The organism is Cohaesibacter marisflavi, assembly GCF_900115225.1.
In the GTDB taxonomy this organism is placed as follows: Bacteria; Pseudomonadota; Alphaproteobacteria; order Rhizobiales; family Cohaesibacteraceae; genus Cohaesibacter; species Cohaesibacter marisflavi.
Window position 1 is genome coordinate 52,033 of the sequence record NZ_FOVR01000018.1, and the last position, 21,409, is coordinate 73,441.

At 52.8% G+C, this 21,409-nt stretch carries 21 protein-coding genes; 11 read left to right on the forward strand and 10 right to left on the reverse strand.

Annotated features, from left to right (window positions below):
* Positions 1 to 186 precede the first annotated feature (186 nt).
* From BM258_RS22030 to yihU, 4 genes are all read right to left on the reverse strand, one after another.
* Positions 187 to 1,050, reverse strand: a complete 864-nt coding sequence (locus BM258_RS22030) for a class II fructose-bisphosphate aldolase (RefSeq protein ID WP_090075407.1) — start codon at positions 1,048 to 1,050, stop codon at positions 187 to 189.
* 189 nt (positions 1,051 to 1,239) lie between these two features.
* On the reverse strand, positions 1,240 to 1,983 hold the full coding sequence (locus tag BM258_RS22035) for a sulfite exporter TauE/SafE family protein (protein WP_090075408.1): 744 nt from the start codon (positions 1,981 to 1,983) through the stop codon (positions 1,240 to 1,242).
* A 77-nt stretch (positions 1,984 to 2,060) separates the two neighbouring features.
* Complete coding sequence (locus BM258_RS22040) at positions 2,061 to 3,116, reverse strand: aldose epimerase family protein (protein WP_090075409.1); 1,056 nt, start codon at positions 3,114 to 3,116, stop codon at positions 2,061 to 2,063.
* Positions 3,117 to 3,140: 24 nt separating this feature from the next.
* A complete protein-coding gene (yihU, locus tag BM258_RS22045) occupies positions 3,141 to 4,031 on the reverse strand; it encodes a sulfolactaldehyde 3-reductase (RefSeq protein ID WP_090075410.1) in 891 nt (296 codons plus the stop codon).
* A 172-nt stretch (positions 4,032 to 4,203) separates the two neighbouring features.
* On the opposite strand from yihU, the gene BM258_RS22050 reads away from it, so the two are divergent.
* Both BM258_RS22050 and BM258_RS22055 read left to right on the forward strand, forming a co-directional pair.
* Positions 4,204 to 5,097 carry a PfkB family carbohydrate kinase gene (locus BM258_RS22050; RefSeq protein ID WP_090075411.1) on the forward strand — a complete coding sequence of 298 codons (894 nt, stop codon included), beginning with the start codon at positions 4,204 to 4,206 and terminating at the stop codon, positions 5,095 to 5,097.
* Positions 5,098 to 5,195: 98 nt separating this feature from the next.
* Positions 5,196 to 5,987 (forward strand): DeoR/GlpR family DNA-binding transcription regulator, encoded by a 792-nt coding sequence (locus BM258_RS22055; protein WP_090075412.1) that lies wholly within the window; start codon positions 5,196 to 5,198, stop codon positions 5,985 to 5,987.
* 648 nt (positions 5,988 to 6,635) lie between these two features.
* Here BM258_RS22055 and BM258_RS22060 read toward each other — a convergent pair.
* The 4 genes from BM258_RS22060 to choX form a co-directional block, all read right to left on the reverse strand.
* Positions 6,636 to 7,892: a type II toxin-antitoxin system HipA family toxin gene (locus BM258_RS22060; RefSeq protein WP_090075413.1), complete on the reverse strand. Its 1,257-nt coding sequence runs from the start codon at positions 7,890 to 7,892 to the stop codon at positions 6,636 to 6,638.
* A complete protein-coding gene (locus tag BM258_RS22065) occupies positions 7,889 to 8,113 on the reverse strand; it encodes a helix-turn-helix domain-containing protein (protein WP_090075438.1) in 225 nt (74 codons plus the stop codon). The genes BM258_RS22060 and BM258_RS22065 overlap by 4 nt, the downstream gene beginning before the upstream one ends.
* 640 nt (positions 8,114 to 8,753) lie before the next feature.
* Positions 8,754 to 9,656 carry an alpha/beta fold hydrolase gene (locus BM258_RS22070; protein ID WP_090075414.1) on the reverse strand — a complete coding sequence of 301 codons (903 nt, stop codon included), beginning with the start codon at positions 9,654 to 9,656 and terminating at the stop codon, positions 8,754 to 8,756.
* Entirely contained in the window at positions 9,653 to 10,585 is a 933-nt protein-coding gene (gene choX / locus BM258_RS22075; RefSeq protein ID WP_090075415.1) for a choline ABC transporter substrate-binding protein, read from the reverse strand. The genes BM258_RS22070 and choX overlap by 4 nt, the downstream gene beginning before the upstream one ends.
* A gap of 131 nt (positions 10,586 to 10,716) precedes the next feature.
* Between choX and betI the strand changes: the two genes are divergently transcribed.
* Positions 10,717 to 11,373 (forward strand): transcriptional regulator BetI, encoded by a 657-nt coding sequence (betI, locus tag BM258_RS22080; RefSeq protein ID WP_090075416.1) that lies wholly within the window; start codon positions 10,717 to 10,719, stop codon positions 11,371 to 11,373.
* A 119-nt stretch (positions 11,374 to 11,492) separates the two neighbouring features.
* Here the strand turns inward: betI and BM258_RS22085 are convergent, their stop codons facing one another.
* Positions 11,493 to 11,969 carry a MarR family winged helix-turn-helix transcriptional regulator gene (locus BM258_RS22085; RefSeq protein ID WP_090075417.1) on the reverse strand — a complete coding sequence of 159 codons (477 nt, stop codon included), beginning with the start codon at positions 11,967 to 11,969 and terminating at the stop codon, positions 11,493 to 11,495.
* Positions 11,970 to 12,226: 257 nt separating this feature from the next.
* On the opposite strand from BM258_RS22085, the gene ectA reads away from it, so the two are divergent.
* The 7 genes from ectA to BM258_RS22120 all read left to right on the forward strand — a co-directional run bounded on the left by ectA (position 12,227) and on the right by BM258_RS22120 (position 18,532).
* Complete coding sequence (gene ectA / locus BM258_RS22090; protein ID WP_090075418.1) at positions 12,227 to 12,757, forward strand: diaminobutyrate acetyltransferase; 531 nt, start codon at positions 12,227 to 12,229, stop codon at positions 12,755 to 12,757.
* A gap of 74 nt (positions 12,758 to 12,831) precedes the next feature.
* Positions 12,832 to 14,118, forward strand: coding sequence for a diaminobutyrate--2-oxoglutarate transaminase (ectB, locus tag BM258_RS22095; protein WP_090075419.1), 1,287 nt, complete (start codon positions 12,832 to 12,834; stop codon positions 14,116 to 14,118).
* A 4-nt stretch (positions 14,119 to 14,122) separates the two neighbouring features.
* Entirely contained in the window at positions 14,123 to 14,527 is a 405-nt protein-coding gene (locus BM258_RS22100; protein WP_090075420.1) for an ectoine synthase, read from the forward strand.
* A gap of 30 nt (positions 14,528 to 14,557) precedes the next feature.
* Positions 14,558 to 15,994, forward strand: a complete 1,437-nt coding sequence (locus BM258_RS22105; protein WP_090075421.1) for an aspartate kinase — start codon at positions 14,558 to 14,560, stop codon at positions 15,992 to 15,994.
* Between the two features lie 151 nt (positions 15,995 to 16,145).
* Complete coding sequence (locus BM258_RS22110) at positions 16,146 to 17,144, forward strand: AraC family transcriptional regulator (RefSeq protein ID WP_090075422.1); 999 nt, start codon at positions 16,146 to 16,148, stop codon at positions 17,142 to 17,144.
* A 114-nt stretch (positions 17,145 to 17,258) separates the two neighbouring features.
* Positions 17,259 to 18,086, forward strand: coding sequence for an NAD(P)H-binding protein (locus BM258_RS22115; RefSeq protein ID WP_090075423.1), 828 nt, complete (start codon positions 17,259 to 17,261; stop codon positions 18,084 to 18,086).
* Positions 18,087 to 18,115: 29 nt separating this feature from the next.
* On the forward strand, positions 18,116 to 18,532 hold the full coding sequence (locus BM258_RS22120; RefSeq protein ID WP_090075424.1) for a DUF4345 domain-containing protein: 417 nt from the start codon (positions 18,116 to 18,118) through the stop codon (positions 18,530 to 18,532).
* Positions 18,533 to 18,581: 49 nt separating this feature from the next.
* On the opposite strand, the gene BM258_RS22125 is transcribed toward BM258_RS22120, so the two are convergent.
* Positions 18,582 to 20,609 carry a TonB-dependent receptor domain-containing protein gene (locus tag BM258_RS22125; protein ID WP_090075425.1) on the reverse strand — a complete coding sequence of 676 codons (2,028 nt, stop codon included), beginning with the start codon at positions 20,607 to 20,609 and terminating at the stop codon, positions 18,582 to 18,584.
* A gap of 511 nt (positions 20,610 to 21,120) precedes the next feature.
* Here BM258_RS22125 and hemP point away from each other — a divergent pair.
* A complete protein-coding gene (gene hemP / locus BM258_RS22130) occupies positions 21,121 to 21,306 on the forward strand; it encodes a hemin uptake protein HemP (protein ID WP_244544809.1) in 186 nt (61 codons plus the stop codon).
* Positions 21,307 to 21,409 lie beyond the last annotated feature (103 nt).

Below are 21,409 nucleotides of genomic sequence, written 5' to 3' on the forward strand. Positions count from 1 at the left end.
CTTGCAATGCCTATCCTGAACTCATCCAACGTTGGCAAAAGTAATCGACATTATTGGTATCAAACGGAGGACGTGCGGGAGAAGCAAGAACGCCCAACAACAAAAACCCTGACCCGTAAATGGGTCAGGGCGAGGTATGGTCCAGCTATAGTGGAGGAAAAAACTCGCGGGAGAACGAGGTCCAATTTAAAAATCAGAAGCTTTTCCACTGGAACCAAACAGGCGAATTTTCTCTTTCACCTTTTCTTTCATGATGGTTTCAGCAGCCCCAAGAGAGTCGGCCAGAACAAAGTCTTCTGGACTCTCTTTCCAATAGGCCTGAGCGCCATAAGTGAAGGCCTGGCGCAGCTCAGTGTCTACATTGACCTTGGCGATACCCAGTTTTATTGCGCGCTCGACCTGCTCGTCCGGCACACCCGAACCGCCATGCATCACCAAGGGTTTCTGCACGATTTCCTTGATTTCCCTGATACGGTCAAAGGCCAACTTGGGTTCTGCTTTGTACATACCATGCGCAGTGCCAATGGAAATGGCCAAATAGTCGAGGTTGGTGCGGTCAACAAATTCCTGTGCCTCGGCAACCGTGGTGATCATTGCATCTGCTTCATCCACGGCGATGTCATCTTCCACACCGCCAATCTTGCCGATTTCACCTTCACAGCCAATATTCAGAGCATGCGCAACTTCTGTCACTATTTTGGTGATGCGGCAGTTTTCGTCAAATTCAAGGCCGGACCCATCAAACATGAGGGAATGGAAACCGACGCGCGCCGCAGCCATGGTTTGCGGAAACTGGCGGCTATGATCGAGATGGATAGCTACTGGAGCCGTGATGTTTGTCATGAAGGCATCCACAATGGCCTTCATTTCATCCAGCCCCATGGTGTTGATCACTTTTTGTCCGATCATCACCATGATGGGGGCCTGCTCTTCTTCGGCCGCCTTGAGAATCGCTCGTGTTGTCTCGGCGTTGTGTACACTGAAGGCGCCGATCGCATATCCGTCTTTCCAGGCGCGTTCGATCAGTTTTGTACCGGAAATATAGGCCATTCTGTTACCTCTTGTTACGCATCTCTTCGAAAAAATGCGCCGCGACAGCTGTCTGGGATCTTATTGGCTGCCAATGTCATATTTCATGTTTCTCTATGTGCAGGTTACCAAGTTTTGATCGTTTCCGAAAGTGTTCTGACGGATAATTGGGTGAAAAGCAACACTATTACACAAATTACTGCATGAAACCTACAAAATATGGAAATTTTTCACCACGAGCATGACCCCAATGATCAAAAGCAACGAATGGATGATGCCGTGATAGTTGATCTTGTATGTGTGCAGCAGGTGATAGGCGAACATGCCAAGGCTCATGCCCACGATAAAGGCAGGAAAGGCATAGGCCACACGCTCTAGTACATAGGCATCCAGAAGCCCCTTGGTCCAGAAACCAGCGATGGCCCCGACCATCTGCAGCATGAAGAAGAACACCAGAGTCGATTTAACCTCATGGGCACTCCATGGCTGCATTGATGTGTAGGCAATCACAGGTGGGCCGGGTTCTCCAACACTGGCGCCCAAGGCACCGGAGAAGAATCCGGTTCCCAGTGTGATGGGGGGCGACGTCTTTTTGAAAAGGGGCGCACGGGAGAAGAGGGAATAAAGGCTGGAGAGGATCAGCACGACGCCCATCGTGATCAGAATTGCCTCTCCCGGCAACCGCTTGAGCAAATCCGCACCAAGGAAGGAGCCTGGAAGCGATCCGACAAACAGAATCAAACCACTTTTCCATTGCACATTCTTGCGCATTTTCCAAACCAGCGGAAAAGTAACCAGCCAGCCGAAGATGCCTGCGATTGGCACCGCCGCCTTGACATCGACCGCCATGGAGAGAAGTGGCACGCTGACGAGTGCCAATCCGAAGCCGGTCAGACCTTGCGTAAAGCTACCCAGCGCGATGATAGCCGATACGACGATAATTTCCATGATCATGGGGAGGGTCCTGCCAAAAGGTGACCAGAGATCATGCTGCTGCAAAATGACCTCTGGCCTCTCGGGGGATAGGTGGCTTAGCGGGTGCCGAACCGGTGAAGGGTGCGATGATGATAAACTTCACCGGGTTTGAGAACCGCACTGGGGAAGTGCGGCTGGTTCGGAGCGTCGGGGAAACCTTGGGTCTCAAGGCAAAGGCCCCCAAATGCTTCATATTTGAACCCGTTGCGCCCGATCCATTCCTTGTTGGAAAGCTTGAAGGCATTGTAGAACTGAATCGCAGGCTGCGTGGTGAGCACAGTCATAGAGCGACCAGACTTGGGTTCGTAGAGATCAGCGGCGAGCGTGTAGGGGCCTTCGGTTTGTTTGTCACTGAGGATGAAATTATTGTCAATTCCGCCTGCATCCACTTTCTTCATGTTGGTGCCAATCACCGTCGGATTGCGGAAATCAAGTCCAGTGCCCTCAACCAATCGGATTTCGCCGGTGGGGATCATGGTGTCTGAAACAGGTGTGTAGAAATCGGAATAGAGCGTCAATTCATGATCCGCGACGCTGCCGCTATCATGGCCTGCCAGATTGTAATAACTGTGATTGACCAGATTGACGATGGTTGGCTGATCACAACTTGCCGTGAAATCATAGCAAAGGGCATTGTCTTCGCTAAGGCCTATGGTGTGGGTGACCTGCATGGTGCCCGGATAGCCGGATTCACCGTCGGGCGAGACCCGATGGAAGTGAATGAGGATCGCGTCTTCGCTTTCCTCAAGGTCATAGCCCCAGACATATTTGTCAAAGCCCTTGGAACCGCCATGCAAATGCTGGCCCGTAGGGGCTTCGTTGGTTTCAAGTTCATAGCTTTGGCCGTCGATTGCGAATTGGCCATCCTTGATGCGGTTGGCAAAGCGTCCGGCGATCGCACCAAAGAAGGGGTGACCACTTAGATAGCGCTCAAGAGATTCGTAGCCAAGCACCACATCTGCCAAGGTGCCATTTTTATCCGGGACCTCGATGCTGGTAACGATGCAGCCATAGTTGGTGACACGAACGGTCATGCCACCCTTGTTGCTCAGTGTGATGAGATCGACCCGTTTGCCGTCCACCGCGCCGTAGGTTTCTATAGTCTTTTTCATGATAATCCTCCCGTGCCTGTCCTGTTATGCCTTGGTTTCAAGGCCGGACAGATCGCGCACTTGTTCCAGAACCGCGGTCCAGTCCTGACGCCCACGTCCGGAAACGCGGCTGATATTGTAGAGCTCTCGTGAAGCAGCTCCCATCGGCATGGGCACGCCCACCTGATTGGCCAAATCAAGTGCGATGCCTAGATCCTTGTGTGCCAGATCGATCATGAAGGCAGGGGAAAGGTCGCCAGCCAGCACCTTGTTGGGCCATGTTGTTGTAAAATGACCTTTGCCAGCTGGTGTGCCGCTCATGACAGACATGGCCGTGTCGAACTCGAGGCCGATCTTCTCGGAGAGGGTAATTGCTTCAGCCGAAAGGGCATTGAGCGCAATGCTCATATAGTTATTGATGATCTTGACGCGAATGCCTTTGCCCGGCCCGCCAGCATCCACGGTTTCCGAGCCCATCAAGTCGAACAGAGGTTGCGCGCGCGCGATCTGGTCCTTTGTGCCGCCAGCCAGAATAAGCAGGGTGCCTGCAACGGCATGATCGGACGTGCGCCCCACCGGCGCTTCCATCATTTCAATGTCTTGGACGGCGAGGTCTTTGATAAGGGCATCTGTCTCCAGTGGATGAATGGTCGACATATCAATAACCAATGCATCCTTGGGCATGGCTGCCGCAACGCCTCCGCCTCCCAACAATACATCACGCACCAGTGCGCCATTGGGCAGCATGGTGATGACAAATCCTACATCGCTGACAGCCTCTGCGGCAGAAGAGCATGCAATAGCCCCTTGCGCGGCCAAATTGTCTACTGCATCCTTGTTGATGTCGAAAACCTTGAGCTGATTGCCCCCCTTGATCAGATTGGCTGCCATTGCGGCGCCCATCTGCCCCAGACCGATAAAACCGACTGTCGTCATTCAGACCTCCCATTTGAGCGAATTTGATCGCAATACAACATTTGCAATAAAAATAGACAAATTACAACACATATTAGTTGTTTTGTGGTCGTTTTTGGTGATATTTTGGAGATAGAACGCCAAGCTCAGAAGACAAGCGCCTTCAGCGCGTTGCAAACACAAGGAAAAAAGCATGACCGTTGCATGCGTCGGTATTACCGTTCTCGACCGCGTATTCCGCGTTGAAAAACTCCCCTCCAATGGTGGCAAGTTTGTTGCTAAGGATTACTTCGAAATTGGAGGTGGACCGGCGGCAACAGCCGCAGTTGCCGTGGCTCGACTTGGACTTCCGGTTGAATTTCTTGGCCGGGTTGGTTCTGACGATGTGGCGCAGGCAATCATACGTGAATTCGATCATTATGGTGTCGGGCATCGCTTCACCCGTGAAGTACAAGATGCCACCTCATCCTTCTCTGCCATCCTTGTTGATGATGAGGGGGAGAGGATGATCATTAACTACCAGGATGAAACCCTGAGCACAGATCCAACATGGATGCAGACTGTTGATTTCGCAAAGTTCCAAGCCGTTCTGTGCGATGTGCGCTGGCACGACGGGGCTGCATATGCTCTGAAAATGGCTAAAAATGCTTCTGTTCCCAGTGTGCTGGATGCCGACGTCACGCCGCAGGACATTTCAGATCTGGTCGGTTTGGCCGATCATGTGGCGTTTTCCGAACCGGGATTGGCGAAATTCGCACAAACAGATGATCTTTTGAGTGGATTGCGCCTTGCTCAGACTAGAACCGATGGTAAAGTCTATGTGACAGCAGGAGCGAATGGCTGCTACTGGTTGGAAGATGGGGATATCCGGCATGCTTCCGGCTTCAAAGTGGATGTATTGGATACAACCGGGGCCGGAGATGTTTTCCACGGGGCCTTTGCATTCGCTCTGGCCAAGAGTATGGAAACGTCGCAAACCGTGCGGTTTGCCAGCGCCGTTGCTGCGCTGAAATGTACAAAATATGGAGGGCGAGAAGGCATTCCTGATCTGGAAACCGTGAATGCCTTTCTGGCTGCCAGCCAATAGGGACGCCGCCCTATAACAATGAACATATTAAGAGGTCATTTCCGATGAAGCGAAGGGTCGGGAATGAATCTGATTTGCAAGAACAGGAATAAAGCCACATGTCAGACGCCGTCATTGTTGGGACCCCCCGCCAGGACAAGCTTCTAAGGGAAGTCAATGAACGGGGTTATATCAGCGTAGAGGAATTGACGGAGCTGCTCGACGTTTCTGCGCAAACAATCCGGCGCGATATTAAGAAACTCAGCGATCAAAAGCTTCTCATCCGGCACCATGGGGGGGCCGCGCGCAATTCCAGCGTTGTCAACTTGGACTATTCCGTCCGGCAGACTTCCGAAACCGAAGAAAAAGAAGCCATTGGAGAAGCTATTGCGGCCCAGATTCCTGATAACAGTTCCATCTTCGTTTCCATTGGCACCACTACTGAGACCATTGCGAAGCATCTGTTGCAGAAGCGTGGGTTACAGGTGATCACCAATAGCCTGCGTGTTGCAAACGTACTCTATCAAAACCCTGACTTTAATGTCATGGTTCCTTGCGGTAAGCTGCGCAGTACCAACGGCGGCATACTGGGCTCGACGGCTCTTGATTTTATCAACCATTTCCGCGTTGATTACCTGATCACCAGCTGCGGCTCGATCGATAGCGATGGTACCTTGCTTGATTATGAATTCAATGAAGTGATCATGGTGCAAAGCATGATGAAAACCGCACGTAAGGTTTTCATTGCTGCGGATTCGACCAAATTCAGCACAACAGCGACTGTTGAAATGGGCCATATCAAGAATATTTCTGCTCTGTTTACAGATTCCCAGCCTCCGGCAGACATTCGCATGCAGTTGGAGTTGAACGGGGTTAAGCTGCTTGTCTGTTCATCGCCAAATAGAAAATAGCGCCACTTATGGGCAATCCTACTTGTTCAGGCTTGCCATTACTTGGCATTTCCACCCGTGGCTCAAAGTGGGAAAGGCTTCTTAGTTTGTATCCGGGAAGATCATATCTTCATAATTGACGATGTGGCTTCCCTAGAGAACGGAGAGCTGGTCCTAGAAATTCGGACCAAGTGTTAAGGTGGATTTTCTGATGAGAAAGAAAATCCGAAATGACGAAGAGAAAACGATACCTTGCTGATTTCAAAGCCAAGGTTGCGCTTGAGGTAATCTAAGAAGAATTGACGCTTTTGGAGGAGTTTCTCGCCTCTTTTGGGCTTTAGATGGAATCAACTTTAAGGTTCCCCCTAATCCGTCAAGATCTCAACCTGCCGTAACTTCGTGACAATTTCTTCTGGTTTGGGGCGTTTGTTCGCCATAGCGAATCCTCCGTTTCCCGAACTATAACGGTGGACCAACTCAGTGGGGGAGGATCAGCCCGATCTGGCCGAAGATCGGCTTATGCCTCGGTCGTCTAGGCCGCAATGGTTCGGATGGGCTTTCTTCCCATGTCGGCGAGCCGACATTCCTCGCGAAGCAACAAAGCCACTCCTTTCCATCCTCCGCGTTACTTCAGTCGCAAGGATGCGGTGGCAATCGCCGGGGCCTTTCTCATGCCTTCTCGAGTTGGTCTCTCACAAGTTTGACACGGGTGCCAATGATTGTCCTGACGGTCTTCAGGATCGGGTGAAACAGGTCTTCAGCGTGCAACTCGTCGAGCAGAGCATCGGCTTCTGCTTCGATCCTGCTGGCCATTGTGGCCAACTCGGTGCGGAGCACTCTTTGGGCGGCCTTGGTTGGAGCAGCAAGTGTGTACCATTGTTCAAGTGTGATCGTGTCGGCAAGACCTCGCCCGCCGATCTGCATGGCTAGTTTCTTTGTGAGACGTGGATAGGCCGCGGTGCAAACCACATCATAGAGGGGGGCTAGATCCGGTGTGCTGGCGTGATAGAGCAAAGAGAAATTCTTGGCATGAGCATCTGCGTTGCCGACCATATAATGAAACATCACCATGCGCTGGAAGGCGAGCCTTTCAGCGGCAGGGCGACGCGTGTGTTTCTGGATCAAACCAGCCGACTGTGCGATCCCCGGTCCACCTTCTTCTTCATATTTGAGTTCGGGCGGCACGCTGAGAGCCTGACAGAAGTCTTCCTGATGCAGCTTGGCAATGGAGCCGTCGGCTTCCTGAACGCGGTCATAGCGTTCCACCAGAATGAAGTCGGTGTCTCCTGCTGACGATTTGATGACATGCGGAGCCTGAAGCCCGACGCGGTTTGCGAGACGCATGCAGAAGAGCTCATTCTCAACCGTGCCATCCAGCCCTTCAATGAAGGGCTTGAGGATATGGGTCGTCGGCTTGCCGGCTTTGGGGAGCGAGATTTGACCTCCGGTCACGCATACCGCCAGCTTGTCTTGTGCACCGGCAAGAGACAGACGTACACCTTCCTCTCCTCCGAGCAAAGGGCGATCTCGCAACAGATCAAGGATCTGGCTCAGGCGCTTCTCGTCCAGCGGCTCAGTATCCTGAGAGCTGAAGTCTGGAAGATCTGATCCTTGTGGCAAGAGCGAGAGGGCACCTGCGCATTCACCACCGATGATTTCCAGAAGCCCAAAGGCATTTTGCTGCGAGACGCCAAGGGCGGCGGCCAGCCTTTTGCGCGCGCGCTCATCTGGTAGCAGTCCGGAAAAGATAGGCCGAGCTGCCGCATCAGGGTAGGGGGCCTCTTGTAGGGGCATTGAGACTGAAAGGGCGGCTCCGTTGGAAGACAGATAGTCAGGACCATAGAAGAAGCAGAGTTGCCCATCATCCATCTGAATTAGGGAGCCTGCCAAACTCTCGCGCAAATAGACATCAAGAGTGCGGCTCATGCGTCATCCTCCCGGTTGTTGACCGTGAAGGTGAGGCCAAGGGTCTGCATGACTGTTAGAGCCAGTCCCACTTGGCAACTCTCCTTGCCATGCTCCAGCTCACGCACAAAGCGCACGCCGACCCCCGATAGGGCTGCCAGTTGTTCCTGTGTCAGCGCCTGCCGTTTGCGCTCTTCTCGAATGAGCGCTCCAAGATCTTGAGAATTATCGATGTTGGCCATGATCATCCCTTTCGGGACGAATCTAGCACAACTCAGTTAAAAATGCACGAAAAAGACCCGAACGGGATGAAAGGTGCCATCAGAGTGTTGATGCGACAGAAAACATCCCGAACGGGATGATGCAAGAAAAATGTGATTTGTTCCTATCTCGGGCTATCGGATAGAATGGAGAAAGACGTTCGCATTCCGAATCCGCCGATCGGAAGACGTTGAGCCGAAATTTTCAGGTTGAGCTGGAAGCGAGCCTGACCTAGCCTAAGGTCTAGTGCCCAAAACGGTGCCATCCACAGGCATAAAATTTTTGGTTGCAAAATTTTTATATCGAAATTTCAATGGGTTACAGTTCTGAAAATGACATCCGCCTCGGGGCACCATCATTTTTCCCAGCCCGTCCCACTTATGTCAACAAGTCTTTGGAATTATGGGGTTTTTAGGTCTCAGGTTTCTCGGAGTGTGTCAGGCGATTTCACCATATGCGACCCGAGTGGGGCCATATTGGGTGCCAAGATTTTTCATGAATTCATTGATGGCCCCAATTTTAGGGTTTCATGCCACCTGACAACTCTCTTAGCATAATAATGCAAAAAGATTGCGAACCATCTTCTTGGCCCGGTGCAGGAAGTATTCTCGCAATGATGGATCAGGCGCTACATCGAGATATTGCGAGGTCAGTCTCTTTTATCCAGCTCACAATTTGCGCGCAAATCTGGTCATCAATCCAATGCCCGAGCTCAGTACAGATCGTGCAACTGGCCTGAGGCATATCGCCTGCCATCTGTTGGGCAGATGTTGCCTTGATACATGGATCTTTGTCTCCGTGAAGAAAGAGAGCCCGAACCAATAGCTTTGCCAATCCGTCCCTCCAAGCCGCAGTGGCCGTCATGGCCCAGGCCTGTCGCAGGTAGCCGCCTTCATCTTGGGCGCGCTCAACAAGCGCATGGGCCAGCCTGATACTCTGCGCGCTATCGCGGGGCAATGCGCCGCGCGAAAAATAGTCGTTGCTCGATCGGATCACCTCCGATGCTTCCATCGCCGTGGCGAAAGGAAAGAAAAAGCTTTCCATCTGCCTCAAGGCTTCAGGCTCGGCGGAAATCACACTTTCACCTCCCGTGCTGCTGATTGACACAAGAGACCGCACCCGATCGTCAGCCTTCGTTGCGACAATCTGCGCGATCATGCCTCCCATGGAAAAGCCGATACAGCCAAATTGTTTCAGTTGCAGATGATTGGCCAATGCAATGACGTCATCCGCCATATCCGTGAGGTCATAGGAAGCCTGTTCTAACGCACTTCCTTTCCAGGAGAAGCCGGACGGAATCACCGAAAATGGCCCGCCACATCGGCTTGAAAGGCCGCAATCCCGATTGTCCAAGCGAATGACTCTATGGTCTTGTGAAAGCACCTTCACAAGGGCCGGGGGCCATTCGATCAACTGCATGCCGAGGCCGGGTATCAAGATGAGGGCGGGCGCATCCGAAGACCCGTCTTGCCTGTAGCACATTCGGATGTCGCCCAACTTGGCGTAAAGATCCTGGCTCGTCATGGTTTGGGTGCGAGTCCGAGATCTTTGTTAACCGCAGCGAGAGCCGAGCTACCATCCGTCGTGGAAATCCCTTCCAACCATGTATCAAGCATATCAGGGTGGTTGGCGATGACTTTGCGTGCGGCATCCATAGCGCTCATCTTGTCGTCCAGAATATAGCCCATGCCCTCGCTTTCCATGGACACAGTGAAGGTGAGTTGATCAAGCAGTTTGCCAATCTGTGGGCATTCTTTCTGATAGCCTTTGCGCACTTGCGTATGGACGGTCGCTCCGCCAAAGTTCGGGCCGTAATAGGCATCGCCCCCTTCAAGATATTTCAGATCAAAGGCCGTGTTCATGGGATGCGGTGCCCAGCCAAGAAAAGCGATCCACTTTTTGCGCTTTATCTCACGCGCAACCTGAGACAGCATGCCCTGTTCCGAGCTTTCGACAACCTTCCAGTCTCCCAGCCCAAATTCGTTCTTGGCGACAATGTCGAGCATGATATCGTTCGAGCCCGGCTCAATGCCATAAACTTTTTCGTCGAATTCATCCGCGTGTTTGGCAAGGTCTGCAAAAGAGTGAACCCCCGCGTCATATACGTAGGAGGGAACGGCCCATGTAAATTTGGCGCCTTCCAGATTGGTATGGATGGTTTCGATTTCTCCGCTATCACGATAGGCATTGAAATAGGTTTCCATCGCCGGATCCCAATATCCCATGAAGACATCCAGATCCTTGCGCTTCATGGATTCATAGATCACGGGAATGCCGAGGATCTTGCTCTCTGTCTTGTGACCCATTCCTTCGATCAGAACCTGCGTGATTGCGGATGTGAGCGCCAGATCGGTCCAGCCCGGTTCGGCAAGACGCACCAGATTGCAATCGGCTTGAGCGGGAAGTGCTGCGGAAAAAAGAAGGGCACATGTGGTGGAAAGAAGCGATTTCATAATTTATGATCCTCTTGGGTTATAAATAAACCATTTGGTCAATTTACGATCTAAAATCTAATAGATTGACCATAGAGTCAACCTATTCTAGAAGAAAAGCCGTATCAGGTCGGGCTAACTGGAGGGGGGCAATGGGGCGAAGGAACATTTCTCAGATAAGGCGGGCAGAATATGCAGCCGCCGCTTATCGCACCTTGATGAAGCATGGCCTTCAGGGAACGTCGCTGTCGCGCGTAGCAGAAGAAGCTGGCGCTTCGAAAGCCAATGTTCTGCACTATTACCAAAGCAAGGAAGCTCTATTGTCTGCCGCGCTGCGCTATGCCAATGCGGTCTTGTGCAAGGAAGCGATCATTCTGCTGCGGGAAGCGAAAACGCCATGGGAGCGCATCTATGCGGTTCTGGAAACCAATCTTTCCCCTACGTCCTTTCGGACCGATGTGGCTCATGCATGGATTTCGCTTTGCGCCGGTGTGCCTCACATCACGTCGTACCAGCGCATCCAGACGGTGATCTATGCCAGAATGCGCTCGAACCTTATAGGCCCCTTGCGCAGCCTTCTGCCAGAGCAGGACGCAAATTTGATGTCTGATGTGTTAACGACTGCCGTCGATGGCCTATGGCTTCGGTGTGGCCTGAGCCTCGATGGACTAAGTCAGGACGCCGCACGGGACCAGCTCGATGCGGTGCTCGACGCACGTCTGCCAGCGAGTGAGGATCGGCAGCGGGCACGCGACCGCATGATAGACGTGTCGCGGATCATGGCAAGCATGAGCAACAACCGCTCCTGATTCCGCAAGGACAGTGCAGATGCATCTTGCTGTCTTGGTTCGGCAACTCAGGAAAGTGCGTGTCTAGCCAACGTTGTGGTGGCCAATGGCAACTCGGCCACGAGCCAAGCTGCTTGGTTTTATTCTGTGGGTCTTATCTCGCCGGTATCCAACACTGGTGATGCGTCCATATCTTCAGCATTCAGCATAGCCGCCACTCTCTCAAGACTGGCCACAAGCATGGCTTGCTCCCAATTCTCCATGGCAGCGAACTTGCGCACAAATGTTTGCTGCAAAGGGTCCGGCGCATCGCGAAGCACAGCGCGTCCAGCATCTGTGAGAAGGATGTTGGTCTGTCGGCGATCCTGAGTGGATTTCTCGCGCACCGCCACACCGTCACGCACCAGCTTGTCAACCAAAGAGGTGACCGTGCCTTGCGAGACACGCATCCGCACTGAAATAGCTTTGGCCGTGGCATATCCTTGCTCGGAGACAATTTGCAAAACGCGAAACTGGGTGGGAGTGACGCCGCTGGTCTGGCGGATTTCGCGACCAAACAATTCAGTCGCGCGCACAATCCGTCTCAGGGCAATCAAGCTAGAGTCGATGCGGTCCAAGTGGCCTCCATTTGATGATTGGTGAAGAACACAAAGGTGTTTCAATGCGAGAATAATAGCCAGATTACTTCGATAAAGCAAAATTTTATTTAATTTGATTATCAAAGCTATAATTTATAATTCTCGTGCAGAAACTCTTTATTTCTGGCTGATTTCTGTCATTTTGGGTCGAGTTTGAAATTATATTGCTTTGATTGTTGAAATTTATTGACCGCTATGTTAGTTCGATATGCGAAGCGAAAAGGAGCTCACTACACATGCAATATACCGCTAAACAGATTCACCCCGCCCGTCCCCTGTTGCGCATTCCCTGCGCCGAGGATGGCGCCGAGATCTGGGAACTCATTCGCAATTGCCGACCACTCGATGAAAACTCGATGTATTGCAATCTTCTGCAATGTGATCATTTCGCGGACACCTGTGTGTTGGCGGAGTTGTCCGGGGAGGTCGTTGGCTGGATCTCTGCTTATATCTTACCCAATGAGCCGGACACGTTGTTTATCTGGCAGGTCGCCGTTGCGCAAAAGGCCCGCGGTCTCGGACTCGGGAGCAAGATGCTGCAGACGATCATCGACAGACCGCAATGCGAGGCTGTGACCAAGCTGCAAACAACAATCACAGAAGACAACGAAGCGTCCTGGGCTTTGTTTGGCAAATTCGCGAAAAACCAGAGCTGCGAGCTGGACTCCCAGCCCTATTACACCCAGTCGCAGCATTTTCAGGATCGCCACGATACCGAAAATCTGGTCACGATCCGGCTGGCGGAACGTGCGGCGCTGGCGGCTTGAGCCTTCTGCTCGCCAAACCTGATCACCGCACCCTTTTCATTTTTCGAACGCCAAGGAAACCCCAAGGAAACCTTATGTCTACAACACCCGCTAACACGGACATTTTTACACGTCGCGAATCCGATGCGCGCAGTTATTGTCGTGGCTTTGACACTGTCTTCACCTCTGCAAACGGATCAGAGATGATCGATCAAGACGGGACACGCTATATCGACTTTCTCGCAGGCTGCTCTTCGCTGAACTACGGTCACAATGACCCCGACCTCAAACAGGCCCTTATTGACCATATTCAAGCTGATGGCATTGCCCATGGTCTGGATATGCATACGGACACCAAAGCCGCTTTCATTGAGACGTTCGAGAAGCATATTCTCACCCCGCGCAAGATGGCGCACAAAATCATGTTCACCGGGCCGACAGGTGCCAACACCGTGGAAGCTGCGATGAAGATTGCGCGCAAGGTCACGGGGCGCTCCAACATTATCGCCTTTACCAACGGGTTCCACGGTGTAACTCAAGGCGCGCTGGCGGCAACCGGCAACGGCTATCACCGCGAAGGATCCGGAGTACCGTTAAACAACGTCACCCGCATGCCCTTTGATGGTTTCGTGGGGGAGCATAATGATACAACGGCCTTCATCGAAGCGATGCTTGTTGATCAGTCTTCGGGAATGGATGCGCCAGCAGCCATCATTCTTGAAACGGTTCAGGGCGAGGGCGGGTTAAATGCGGCCTCCGCTGAGTGGCTACGCAGCATTGCGCAGATGGCCAAAAAGGCGGGTGCATTGTTGATCGTTGATGACGTGCAAGCCGGATGCGGTCGCACCGGGCGCTTTTTCTCCTTTGAAGAAAGCGGCATTTCTCCAGACATCATCACCTTGGCCAAGTCGATCTCCGGTTTTGGCCTGCCAATGGGGCTTGTTTTGGTAAAACCGGAGCATGATGTCATGGGACCAGCGGAGCATAACGGCACCTTCCGCGGCAACACACATGCCTTTGTCACGGCGCGGGCCGCGATTGAAAAATTCTGGTCCGACAATCGCTTTGAACAGGATATTGCGCGCCGGGCAAAACTGATCGAGCAGGGTTTGCAGGCCATTGCCGACATGATCCCGGGCGCACGCCTTAAAGGACGCGGCATGATGCGCGGCGTTGACGTGGGGAGTGGTGACCTGGCTGGAGAGATCTGTGCCCGCGCCTTCCAAAACGGGCTCATCATCGAAACTTCAGGGTCAGAGGATGAAGTGGTCAAGATCCTTGCTCCTCTGACAACACCGGACGACATGCTTCTGTCCGGTTTGGATATTCTCATCGACGCAGCACAGAATGTGCTGGGCACTTACAAATACGCAGCGGAGTAACAGCATGATTGTGCGCGACCTCAACGAGATTTTGAAAAGCCAACCAGATCGCGTGGTATCAGACGCCCAATGGAGCAGCATCCGCATGCTCTTGGCGAATGACAGAATGGGTTTTTCCTTCCATATCACCTTTCTGGAACCAGGCTCCGAGCACACGTTCGAATATAAGAACCATTTCGAGAGCGTTTTTTGCATGCAGGGGAGCGGCTCGATCACCGATCTTGCGACCGGCGAAACCCACCCCATCAAACCCGGTGTGATGTATGCGCTGGACCAACACGACCGCCATATTCTGCGGGCAGAGGAACAACTGGTCATGGCCTGTTGCTTCAACCCGCCTGTGACCGGCAAGGAAGTGCATCGCGAAGATGGCTCCTACGCCGCCGCAGAAGATCTGGAATCAGCTTGAAAGGCTCCGACATCTGTCGGATGACATCATTTGACCTTCCCAAAACACACCGTCGAGAAAATCGGCGGAACCTCCATGTCGCGCATCAATGAATTGCGCGATACACTGATCATAGGTGATCGCACAGCGGAAGAGCTGTTTCACCGGATCTTTGTCGTTTCCGCCTTTGGTGGGATCACAAACCTGCTGCTGGAGCACAAGAAAACCGGCGATCCGGGTGTTTACGCGCTCTTTGCAAATGACGACAATGATCACAGCTGGCTGGATGCCTTAACCCGCGTCGGCGCAGCCATGGCAGAACGGCACAATGCGGTCTTGCACAATTCCGCAGATCGCACTCTGGCCGAGAATTTCGTGCGAGATCGGATCGAGGGCGCGCGCAATTGCCTGTTCGATCTAAGACGCCTTTGCTCTTACGGGCATTTCAGGCTTTCCAACCAGATGATGATCGTGCGTGAGCTGCTCTCCGGTCTGGGGGAAGCCCATTCCGCTTATGTGACAACGCTGATGCTCAAACGCGCCGGGGTCAATGCGCGCTTTATCGATCTCAGCGGCTGGCGTGACGAAACCGAATGCAGTTTGCAGGAGCGCATTGCTGGCGCTTTCAAGGATGTGGATCTGACGTCGGAACTGCCCATCGTGACAGGCTATGCGCAATGCCGCGAGGGCTTGATGCGCGAATATGATCGCGGCTATTCTGAAGTCACTTTTTCCAACATCGCCGCCTATACTGGCGCAGAAGAAGCGATCATTCACAAGGAATTTCATCTCTCTTCTGCCGACCCAGCGTTGGTTGGAATAGATTCGGTTCGCAAGCTTGGCCACACAAATTACGATGTGGCAGATCAGCTTTCCAATATGGGGATGGAAGCCATTCACCCCAATGCGGCAAAGACCTTGCGCCAATCGCAGGTCGCCCTGCGGGTTACGAATGCCTTCGATCCGTCCGATCCTGGCACGCTCATTGACGAACAGCCCGCAGATTCCTCTGCGGTGGAGATCATTACCGGCCTCAATGTCGTGGCTCTCGAACTGTTTGAGCCTGACATGGTGGGGGTTAAAGGCTATGACGCCGAGGTTTTGGCATCCCTGAAGCGCCACAAGGTGCGCATTGCGTCGAAAACGTCGAATGCCAATGCCATTACCCACTATGTTGAAGCCCCTTTGAAGACTGTGCGGCGGGTGGTGTCGGATCTGGAAGCAATCTTTCCCTCCGCTCAGGTGAGCATCCGCAATGTTTCGATTGTCTCAGTGATCGGTCGCGATCTTACCGGACTTAATGCCTTCTCCAAAGGCTTGGTGGCACTGGAGAAAGCCGGCATCGATGTGCTGGCAGCACAACAGTCGCCGCGCAACGTGGATATTCAGTTTGTCGTTCCGCAAGATGCTGCTGACAGCACCGTGGTTTCCCTTCACAAGGCGCTGATTGGGGGCGCCAAAGCGAACCATCTGAAGAAAGCGGCATGACATCATATTCTGATGAGGACTGCTACTTAAGGGAGCTGGTCCTCATCAGGATGATTGAAAAGGGCGATCACCCGAGATTTGGCGCCTGAAGCAGACGGACTGATGAAAAGCACTGCTTGTATTAGGTCGTTTTTCTAAGTAATTTCCCGTTATGGGGCAGGTTACATCACTATTTGCGCGGAAAGTTGTTGCAGCGGCAGGGGATAGCATCGACGCCAAGGTGGTGTTGGGGGCGGTCGGCCTTGACGTTGATGGGCCATTTGACCCCAAGCTGATGCTGGACGAAGAAGACTATTACGGCATGCTCGAACTGATGGCCCGGCAGTTTGACATCACAGCCTTGCCGCTCATTGTGGGCGATGCAATGCGCCCGGATGAATATGGAGCGCTCGGACTGGCCTGGAAGGCCGCACCAACCTTATTGGGGTCTTTCTCCCGTGTGGAGCGCTACGCTCGTCTTTGGACCAGTTTCGTGCGATACGAACTGAAGCAGGGTGAAGAAGGCCTATTGTTTATCGAGCACCGCGAAGGGGAAAGACGTTTGGGAATGCGTCTTTCCATCGAAGCCGATCTTGCCAGTGCTGTTTCGCTTAGCCGACAGGTTACATCCGACGCCTTTGCTCCGCTTGCTGTCTATTTCAAGCATCCTGCCCCCAAGTCGGTCGCGCGTCATGAAGCCTATTTTGGCTGTCCGGTGCATTTCGATGCGCATATGGACGCATTGTTGATGGCGCCAGAGTCTCTGTCGGCTCCCAACCTTCTGGGAGATGAGGGCATCACACGCTTTTTGGTATCGCATCTGGATGACGAGCTATCCAAGATTGACGACACCCCCACATTGGGGGCACGGACCAAAGACGAAATCGCCCGCGCGCTTAGCAACGGATTGCCAAAAATGGCGGACATTGCGCGCCAACTTGGATTAAGCGTTCGCTCCTTTCACCGTCGGCTCGCAGAGCAAGGCGTCAGCTTTCAGGCGCTAACGGAAGAAACACGCAGGGACATCGCGATTGGCATGTTGAAAGAAGAACGCTATGCGCTCTCCGAAATCGCCTTCCTGACAGGCTATTCCGAGCAAAGTGCATTCAACCGTGCCTTCAAAAGATGGACCGGCCACACGCCGTCGAGCTATCGCAAGTCTCAGCCATAGTTTTCAATGGGCTTGTTGGCATCGACTGTCAAAAAGATGGCGCCTACGGTCAATATCTGGATCCGCCTCCCACCTTAGTCTCCGGCCATCAACCGATTGCAAAGGAGACTTCACATGTCCGATCACCCTATTCTCGTCATTGGCGCGTCCGGCAAGACCGGCTCCCGCGTTGTCAGTCGTCTCGAAAAGCTGGGAAAAGCTGTTCGTTATGGCTCCCGCCGCGCACCAGTCCCATTTGACTGGGAAGATTCCAATACATGGGCTGCTTCCCTTGACGGCATAGAGGCTGCCTATGTCACCTATTTCCCTGATCTGGCTTTTCCCGGTGCGGTCGAAAAGGTTGAGGCGCTGTGCGCTATGGCAAAGTCTTCTGGTCTCAAGCGTCTGGTACTTCTGTCCGGTCGGGGAGAGCACCATGCACGAGAAGGCGAAAAGGTCGTCGAGGCATCGGGGTTGGACTATACGCTTGTTCGCTCATCATGGTTCGCACAGAATTTCAGCGAAGGCTACCTGCGCGACCCGATTCTTGCTGGCGTGCTACCGATGCCCGGGGGGGACATTCTGGAGCCCATCATTGATATCGACGATATCGCAGAAGTAGCGGTCGCCGCCCTCACTGAGGAGGGCCACGCGCGCAAGTTCTACGAAGTCACTGGCCCTGATCTCCTTGGTTTTGCGGACATGGCAGAGATTCTGTCCAATGCGACTGGACGGCCCATTCGGCACATTCCCATCACCTTTGAGGACTTCCACGCCAATGTGGCAGAAGCAGGAGAGGATTTCGTCGCAGATGTCTTTACCGCGATTGCCCGCGAGACGTTGGACGGACGCAATGCCAATGTCTGCAACGGGGTTGAGCGCGCTTTGGGACGCGCTCCGACCAGCTTTGCCCAATTCGCGCATAAAACAGCGCTCAATGGGGCGTGGAGCGCTGCAGCGTAACTTGCCACTTCATACAGAAGGACAAAACCATGACGCTTAATTTCTTTCAAAAGCTTGTTCTTGGCATCGCTGGCCTCACCGCATTTGGCATCGGCGCCACCATCACCACCATGCCACATATGTTCTACGCCAGCTACGGCATCACTCTTGGCTCTGAGGCAAGTCTTTTGAGTGAGCTTCGCGCTCCCGGGGCAGGGCTTGCTGCTCTTGGTGTCATCATGCTGCTTGGCATCGCAAGACAAAGGTTTGCAGCTGTTGCCATTCTTGCTTCTCTGACGGTCTTTCTGTCCTTTCCGGCCGGTCGCCTTGTCAGTCTGATATTGGACGGGATGCCCTCGAAAGGCATTCTTATGGCTCTCGTCTTCGAGTGTGTAATCGCGGCGCTTTGTCTGATAGCGTTCGTGCCCAAGCGTTTTGTGCAGCCCAACAAGACCCAATCGGTTTAGAGCCGTTGTTGGGAGGGACGCAGTGCCCTCCCGCACTTTTTGCAAGGCCTTAGCCACCAAAACGCTGTTTGAAGGTAAACATGATGGCGCGTCCGCTCGAATTGTCTGTGAACCCGTAGGGTTTGTAGGTTTCGTCAAATAGGTTGTCGACATTCACTGACAAGCTTGTTCCTTCTCTTGGCTCATAAGAAGCGAAGAGATTGACAACATCATAGTCTTCGGCAGACGTATCGTCCTGCGCCTTGTAAGTCTCCCACTGAGCACCGAAATTGGCCTTGTCATCCAATGCTCTAAATCCGATGTTGGTTACGAACTTGTTCGCAGGGACGGAATCCAGAAGGCCTCCATCCGTTTCATTGTAGCCCTTCTGGATAGAACCGGATAATCCGGCATAAAACCAGCCGGCATCATATGTGGCTTCAAGCTCGACGCCTTCAATACGAGCGCTTTTGATGTTCTGATACTGATATTCAGGATATGTATAATAGGGCGCGGCAGGTATCCCGATACCGATCTGCTCAATATAGTCAGACACGTTATTCTGGAATATTGCAGCTTTCAGGCGTAGCCCGTCGCTGTCCGTGAAGACGCTGTCAGCCGAATAGTTGATGCCAGCTTCATAGTTGCGCGAGGTTTCCGGTTTCAAATTCGCATTGGGTATCATCTCGAACAGGCCCATATGCGACCAGCTTACGAGTGTTTCGGTGAGCGCAGGTGCTCTATAGGCCTCGGCATAAGAGCCATAAACCTGTAGTCCACCCAGGGCGTTGCCAGAAAATGGTGAGACGCCAACCGTCACTTTCGGGGACAGGTGCGAGCCAGAATTGTCTACGCCGTTGCCCTCCAGGTTGAACGCGTCATACCGCAAGCCACCATTTACTTCCAGCCAGTCTCCGAAACCGACCGAATCCTGAACAAAGCCACCATAAACAGTGCGTTGGCCCGATGGGGTTGCGCCATCTCCACCAGAATGAGCAGGGTCACTATTGTCGACCTCGTCTCTATATCCATCAACACCATATGTCAGTTTATGAGCAAACGCGCCGGTCGAAAACAGGCTGCTGTTGACGATGTCGGCACCGATTGTGTCAATTTGGAAAGTGCGCGTCTGCCCATACCAACTGCTTGAGCTGCTCAGATACTCCTGATCCAGATCGGTGCTTGTCCAATAGCCAGTGATCCGAAGATCCACCAAGTCATTATCCAGACTGACATAGCTATAGTCTGCCGTCAGATTGTTCGTGTCGACTACATTGCCATAGCTACCCGAAGAGGTGGTGGTTTCGTCGTGGTTATGGATATAACCAAGCACCAGTCTTTGTTCTTCACTCAGTTGAATGTCGGCCTTGGCCATGCCACGCACAACCTGGCTATCAGAATTCTCAATCCTGTTTCCGTCGCCGTCTTGATAATCGTCATTATCTCGAAAGACCAGAGACCCAAGAACAGAGAATGCATCATTGACACGCACTGCTGCTGTCTCGCCAGCGGCCCACCCTTTGTTGGTGTTATAGCGCAGCATGGTTTCTGCAGCCCAGGTTTCATCCGCTTCGAGAAAATGGCCCGGACTTTTCGTTCTGAAGCCAACAACCCCGCCGATGGCACCTGAGCCATAGGCATTGGCAGACGGGCCTTTGATGACCGTCACATCTTGCAGGAATTCCGGCTCGAAAATGAAGGAACCGCTTGTTAAACCGTGACTGGATTGTTGATAGTTCTGCCGTGCGCCATCGACAGTAACCACGACGCGGCCAAAGCCTTCCAGTCCGCGTAGATTGATAGAAGCAGCGGTGTCTCCAGGTGTCATCGCCACGCTTGCTCCAGGAACCCCTCTCAGGAGGTCTCGAACCGTATTGGCCCCCGTTTCCTCCTTGGTCTGCTCCCCGACAACGCTGATGGAAGCCATCTCGTTGATCGCCGCACCTTCTCCCTTGGAGGCGGTTACCGTAATTTCATCAAGCGTGGTAACAATGGGCTTTTGCAGGGACTCCTGTGCGTGCGCAGCTGTAAACAGACAAACTGCAGTCATTGCAGTTCCGGCACGGAACATCGCTAACCGGATGGCATGGGTGTTCATGATACTCTCCTGGATTTTCCAGCCCGGGACCACGTTTGCTTAAACGGTCCGAGCGAAAAATTGTTAACAAAATTTGAGGGAAGGGGTGTCCAAAGCCTGATTGCAGATGGTCCGGTCTTGCCGGATAGGCCCATCCGCTTCGGGACGTGAAAGTTTTCACACCCACACTTTGGCGCAGTAAGCCAAGCAGTCAAACTGTAGATGCCGCTAAAGCGGCAAACAGCTTCTCGCATGATAGCCTCTTGAATTTTATGATTTTTTGGCTGGCTGTCGCGAACTGCTCAATAGGCAAACGAACGGGCTGGCTGTCGTTTTGCTTCTCAAATATGTACCAGAACAATGTGCACTATTTTGAGAAGGCTCTTGCGCTAAGTATTAAACCTGAGTAAATGAGTCAACAATTAATTTATGAGTTCACGACTCATGAATTAAAACAAATCACATCGGATTGGACCGTCCGAGACATATGAAATCGACCGCTTTTTTCAACGTAACGGAAAGAAAAAAGACGATGATGCCTGAACAAAACAAAGGTCCTCTCGCCAAACCTTCTGCCGAGGAAGGCCAACCCGCTTTGCCCCTAATCCTCGACACAGAAAGACTGTTCGGCAATGCGCGTGAGATACATCTCTCCCATCGCGGAGAAATCTACCGCTTGCGCATAACCTCGCAGCAGAAACTCATCCTGACAAAATAATCCAATCCGCTTCCCGAGGCGTTGCCATTGGGAAAGTGAGATCCCCAAACCGGCACACAGGAAGTTCTCTCTGCAGTGTCCGGGCAATTGAGGAAATAAATTT

Excerpts from the sequence above, each read along its gene's own strand:
- BM258_RS22060 (WP_090075413.1), bottom strand. The coding sequence starts at position 7,892 with ATGAGCCGCACTCTTGATGTCTATTTGCGCGAGAGTTTGGCAGGCTCC.
- BM258_RS22065 (WP_090075438.1), bottom strand. The coding sequence starts at position 8,113 with ATGGCCAACATCGATAATTCTCAAGATCTTGGAGCGCTCATTCGAGAA.
- BM258_RS22070 (WP_090075414.1), bottom strand. The coding sequence starts at position 9,656 with ATGACGAGCCAGGATCTTTACGCCAAGTTGGGCGACATCCGAATGTGC.
- BM258_RS22100 (WP_090075420.1), top strand. The coding sequence starts at position 14,123 with ATGATTGTGCGCGACCTCAACGAGATTTTGAAAAGCCAACCAGATCGC.
- BM258_RS22040 (WP_090075409.1), bottom strand. The coding sequence starts at position 3,116 with ATGAAAAAGACTATAGAAACCTACGGCGCGGTGGACGGCAAACGGGTC.
- BM258_RS22050 (WP_090075411.1), top strand. The coding sequence starts at position 4,204 with ATGACCGTTGCATGCGTCGGTATTACCGTTCTCGACCGCGTATTCCGC.
- betI (WP_090075416.1), top strand. The coding sequence starts at position 10,717 with ATGGGGCGAAGGAACATTTCTCAGATAAGGCGGGCAGAATATGCAGCC.
- hemP (WP_244544809.1), top strand. The coding sequence starts at position 21,121 with ATGATGCCTGAACAAAACAAAGGTCCTCTCGCCAAACCTTCTGCCGAG.
- yihU (WP_090075410.1), bottom strand. The coding sequence starts at position 4,031 with ATGACGACAGTCGGTTTTATCGGTCTGGGGCAGATGGGCGCCGCAATG.
- ectB (WP_090075419.1), top strand. The coding sequence starts at position 12,832 with ATGTCTACAACACCCGCTAACACGGACATTTTTACACGTCGCGAATCC.
- choX (WP_090075415.1), bottom strand. The coding sequence starts at position 10,585 with ATGAAATCGCTTCTTTCCACCACATGTGCCCTTCTTTTTTCCGCAGCA.
- ectA (WP_090075418.1), top strand. The coding sequence starts at position 12,227 with ATGCAATATACCGCTAAACAGATTCACCCCGCCCGTCCCCTGTTGCGC.
- BM258_RS22110 (WP_090075422.1), top strand. The coding sequence starts at position 16,146 with ATGGGGCAGGTTACATCACTATTTGCGCGGAAAGTTGTTGCAGCGGCA.
- BM258_RS22030 (WP_090075407.1), bottom strand. The coding sequence starts at position 1,050 with ATGGCCTATATTTCCGGTACAAAACTGATCGAACGCGCCTGGAAAGAC.
- BM258_RS22055 (WP_090075412.1), top strand. The coding sequence starts at position 5,196 with ATGTCAGACGCCGTCATTGTTGGGACCCCCCGCCAGGACAAGCTTCTA.
- BM258_RS22125 (WP_090075425.1), bottom strand. The coding sequence starts at position 20,609 with ATGAACACCCATGCCATCCGGTTAGCGATGTTCCGTGCCGGAACTGCA.
- BM258_RS22035 (WP_090075408.1), bottom strand. The coding sequence starts at position 1,983 with ATGATCATGGAAATTATCGTCGTATCGGCTATCATCGCGCTGGGTAGC.
- BM258_RS22120 (WP_090075424.1), top strand. The coding sequence starts at position 18,116 with ATGACGCTTAATTTCTTTCAAAAGCTTGTTCTTGGCATCGCTGGCCTC.
- BM258_RS22115 (WP_090075423.1), top strand. The coding sequence starts at position 17,259 with ATGTCCGATCACCCTATTCTCGTCATTGGCGCGTCCGGCAAGACCGGC.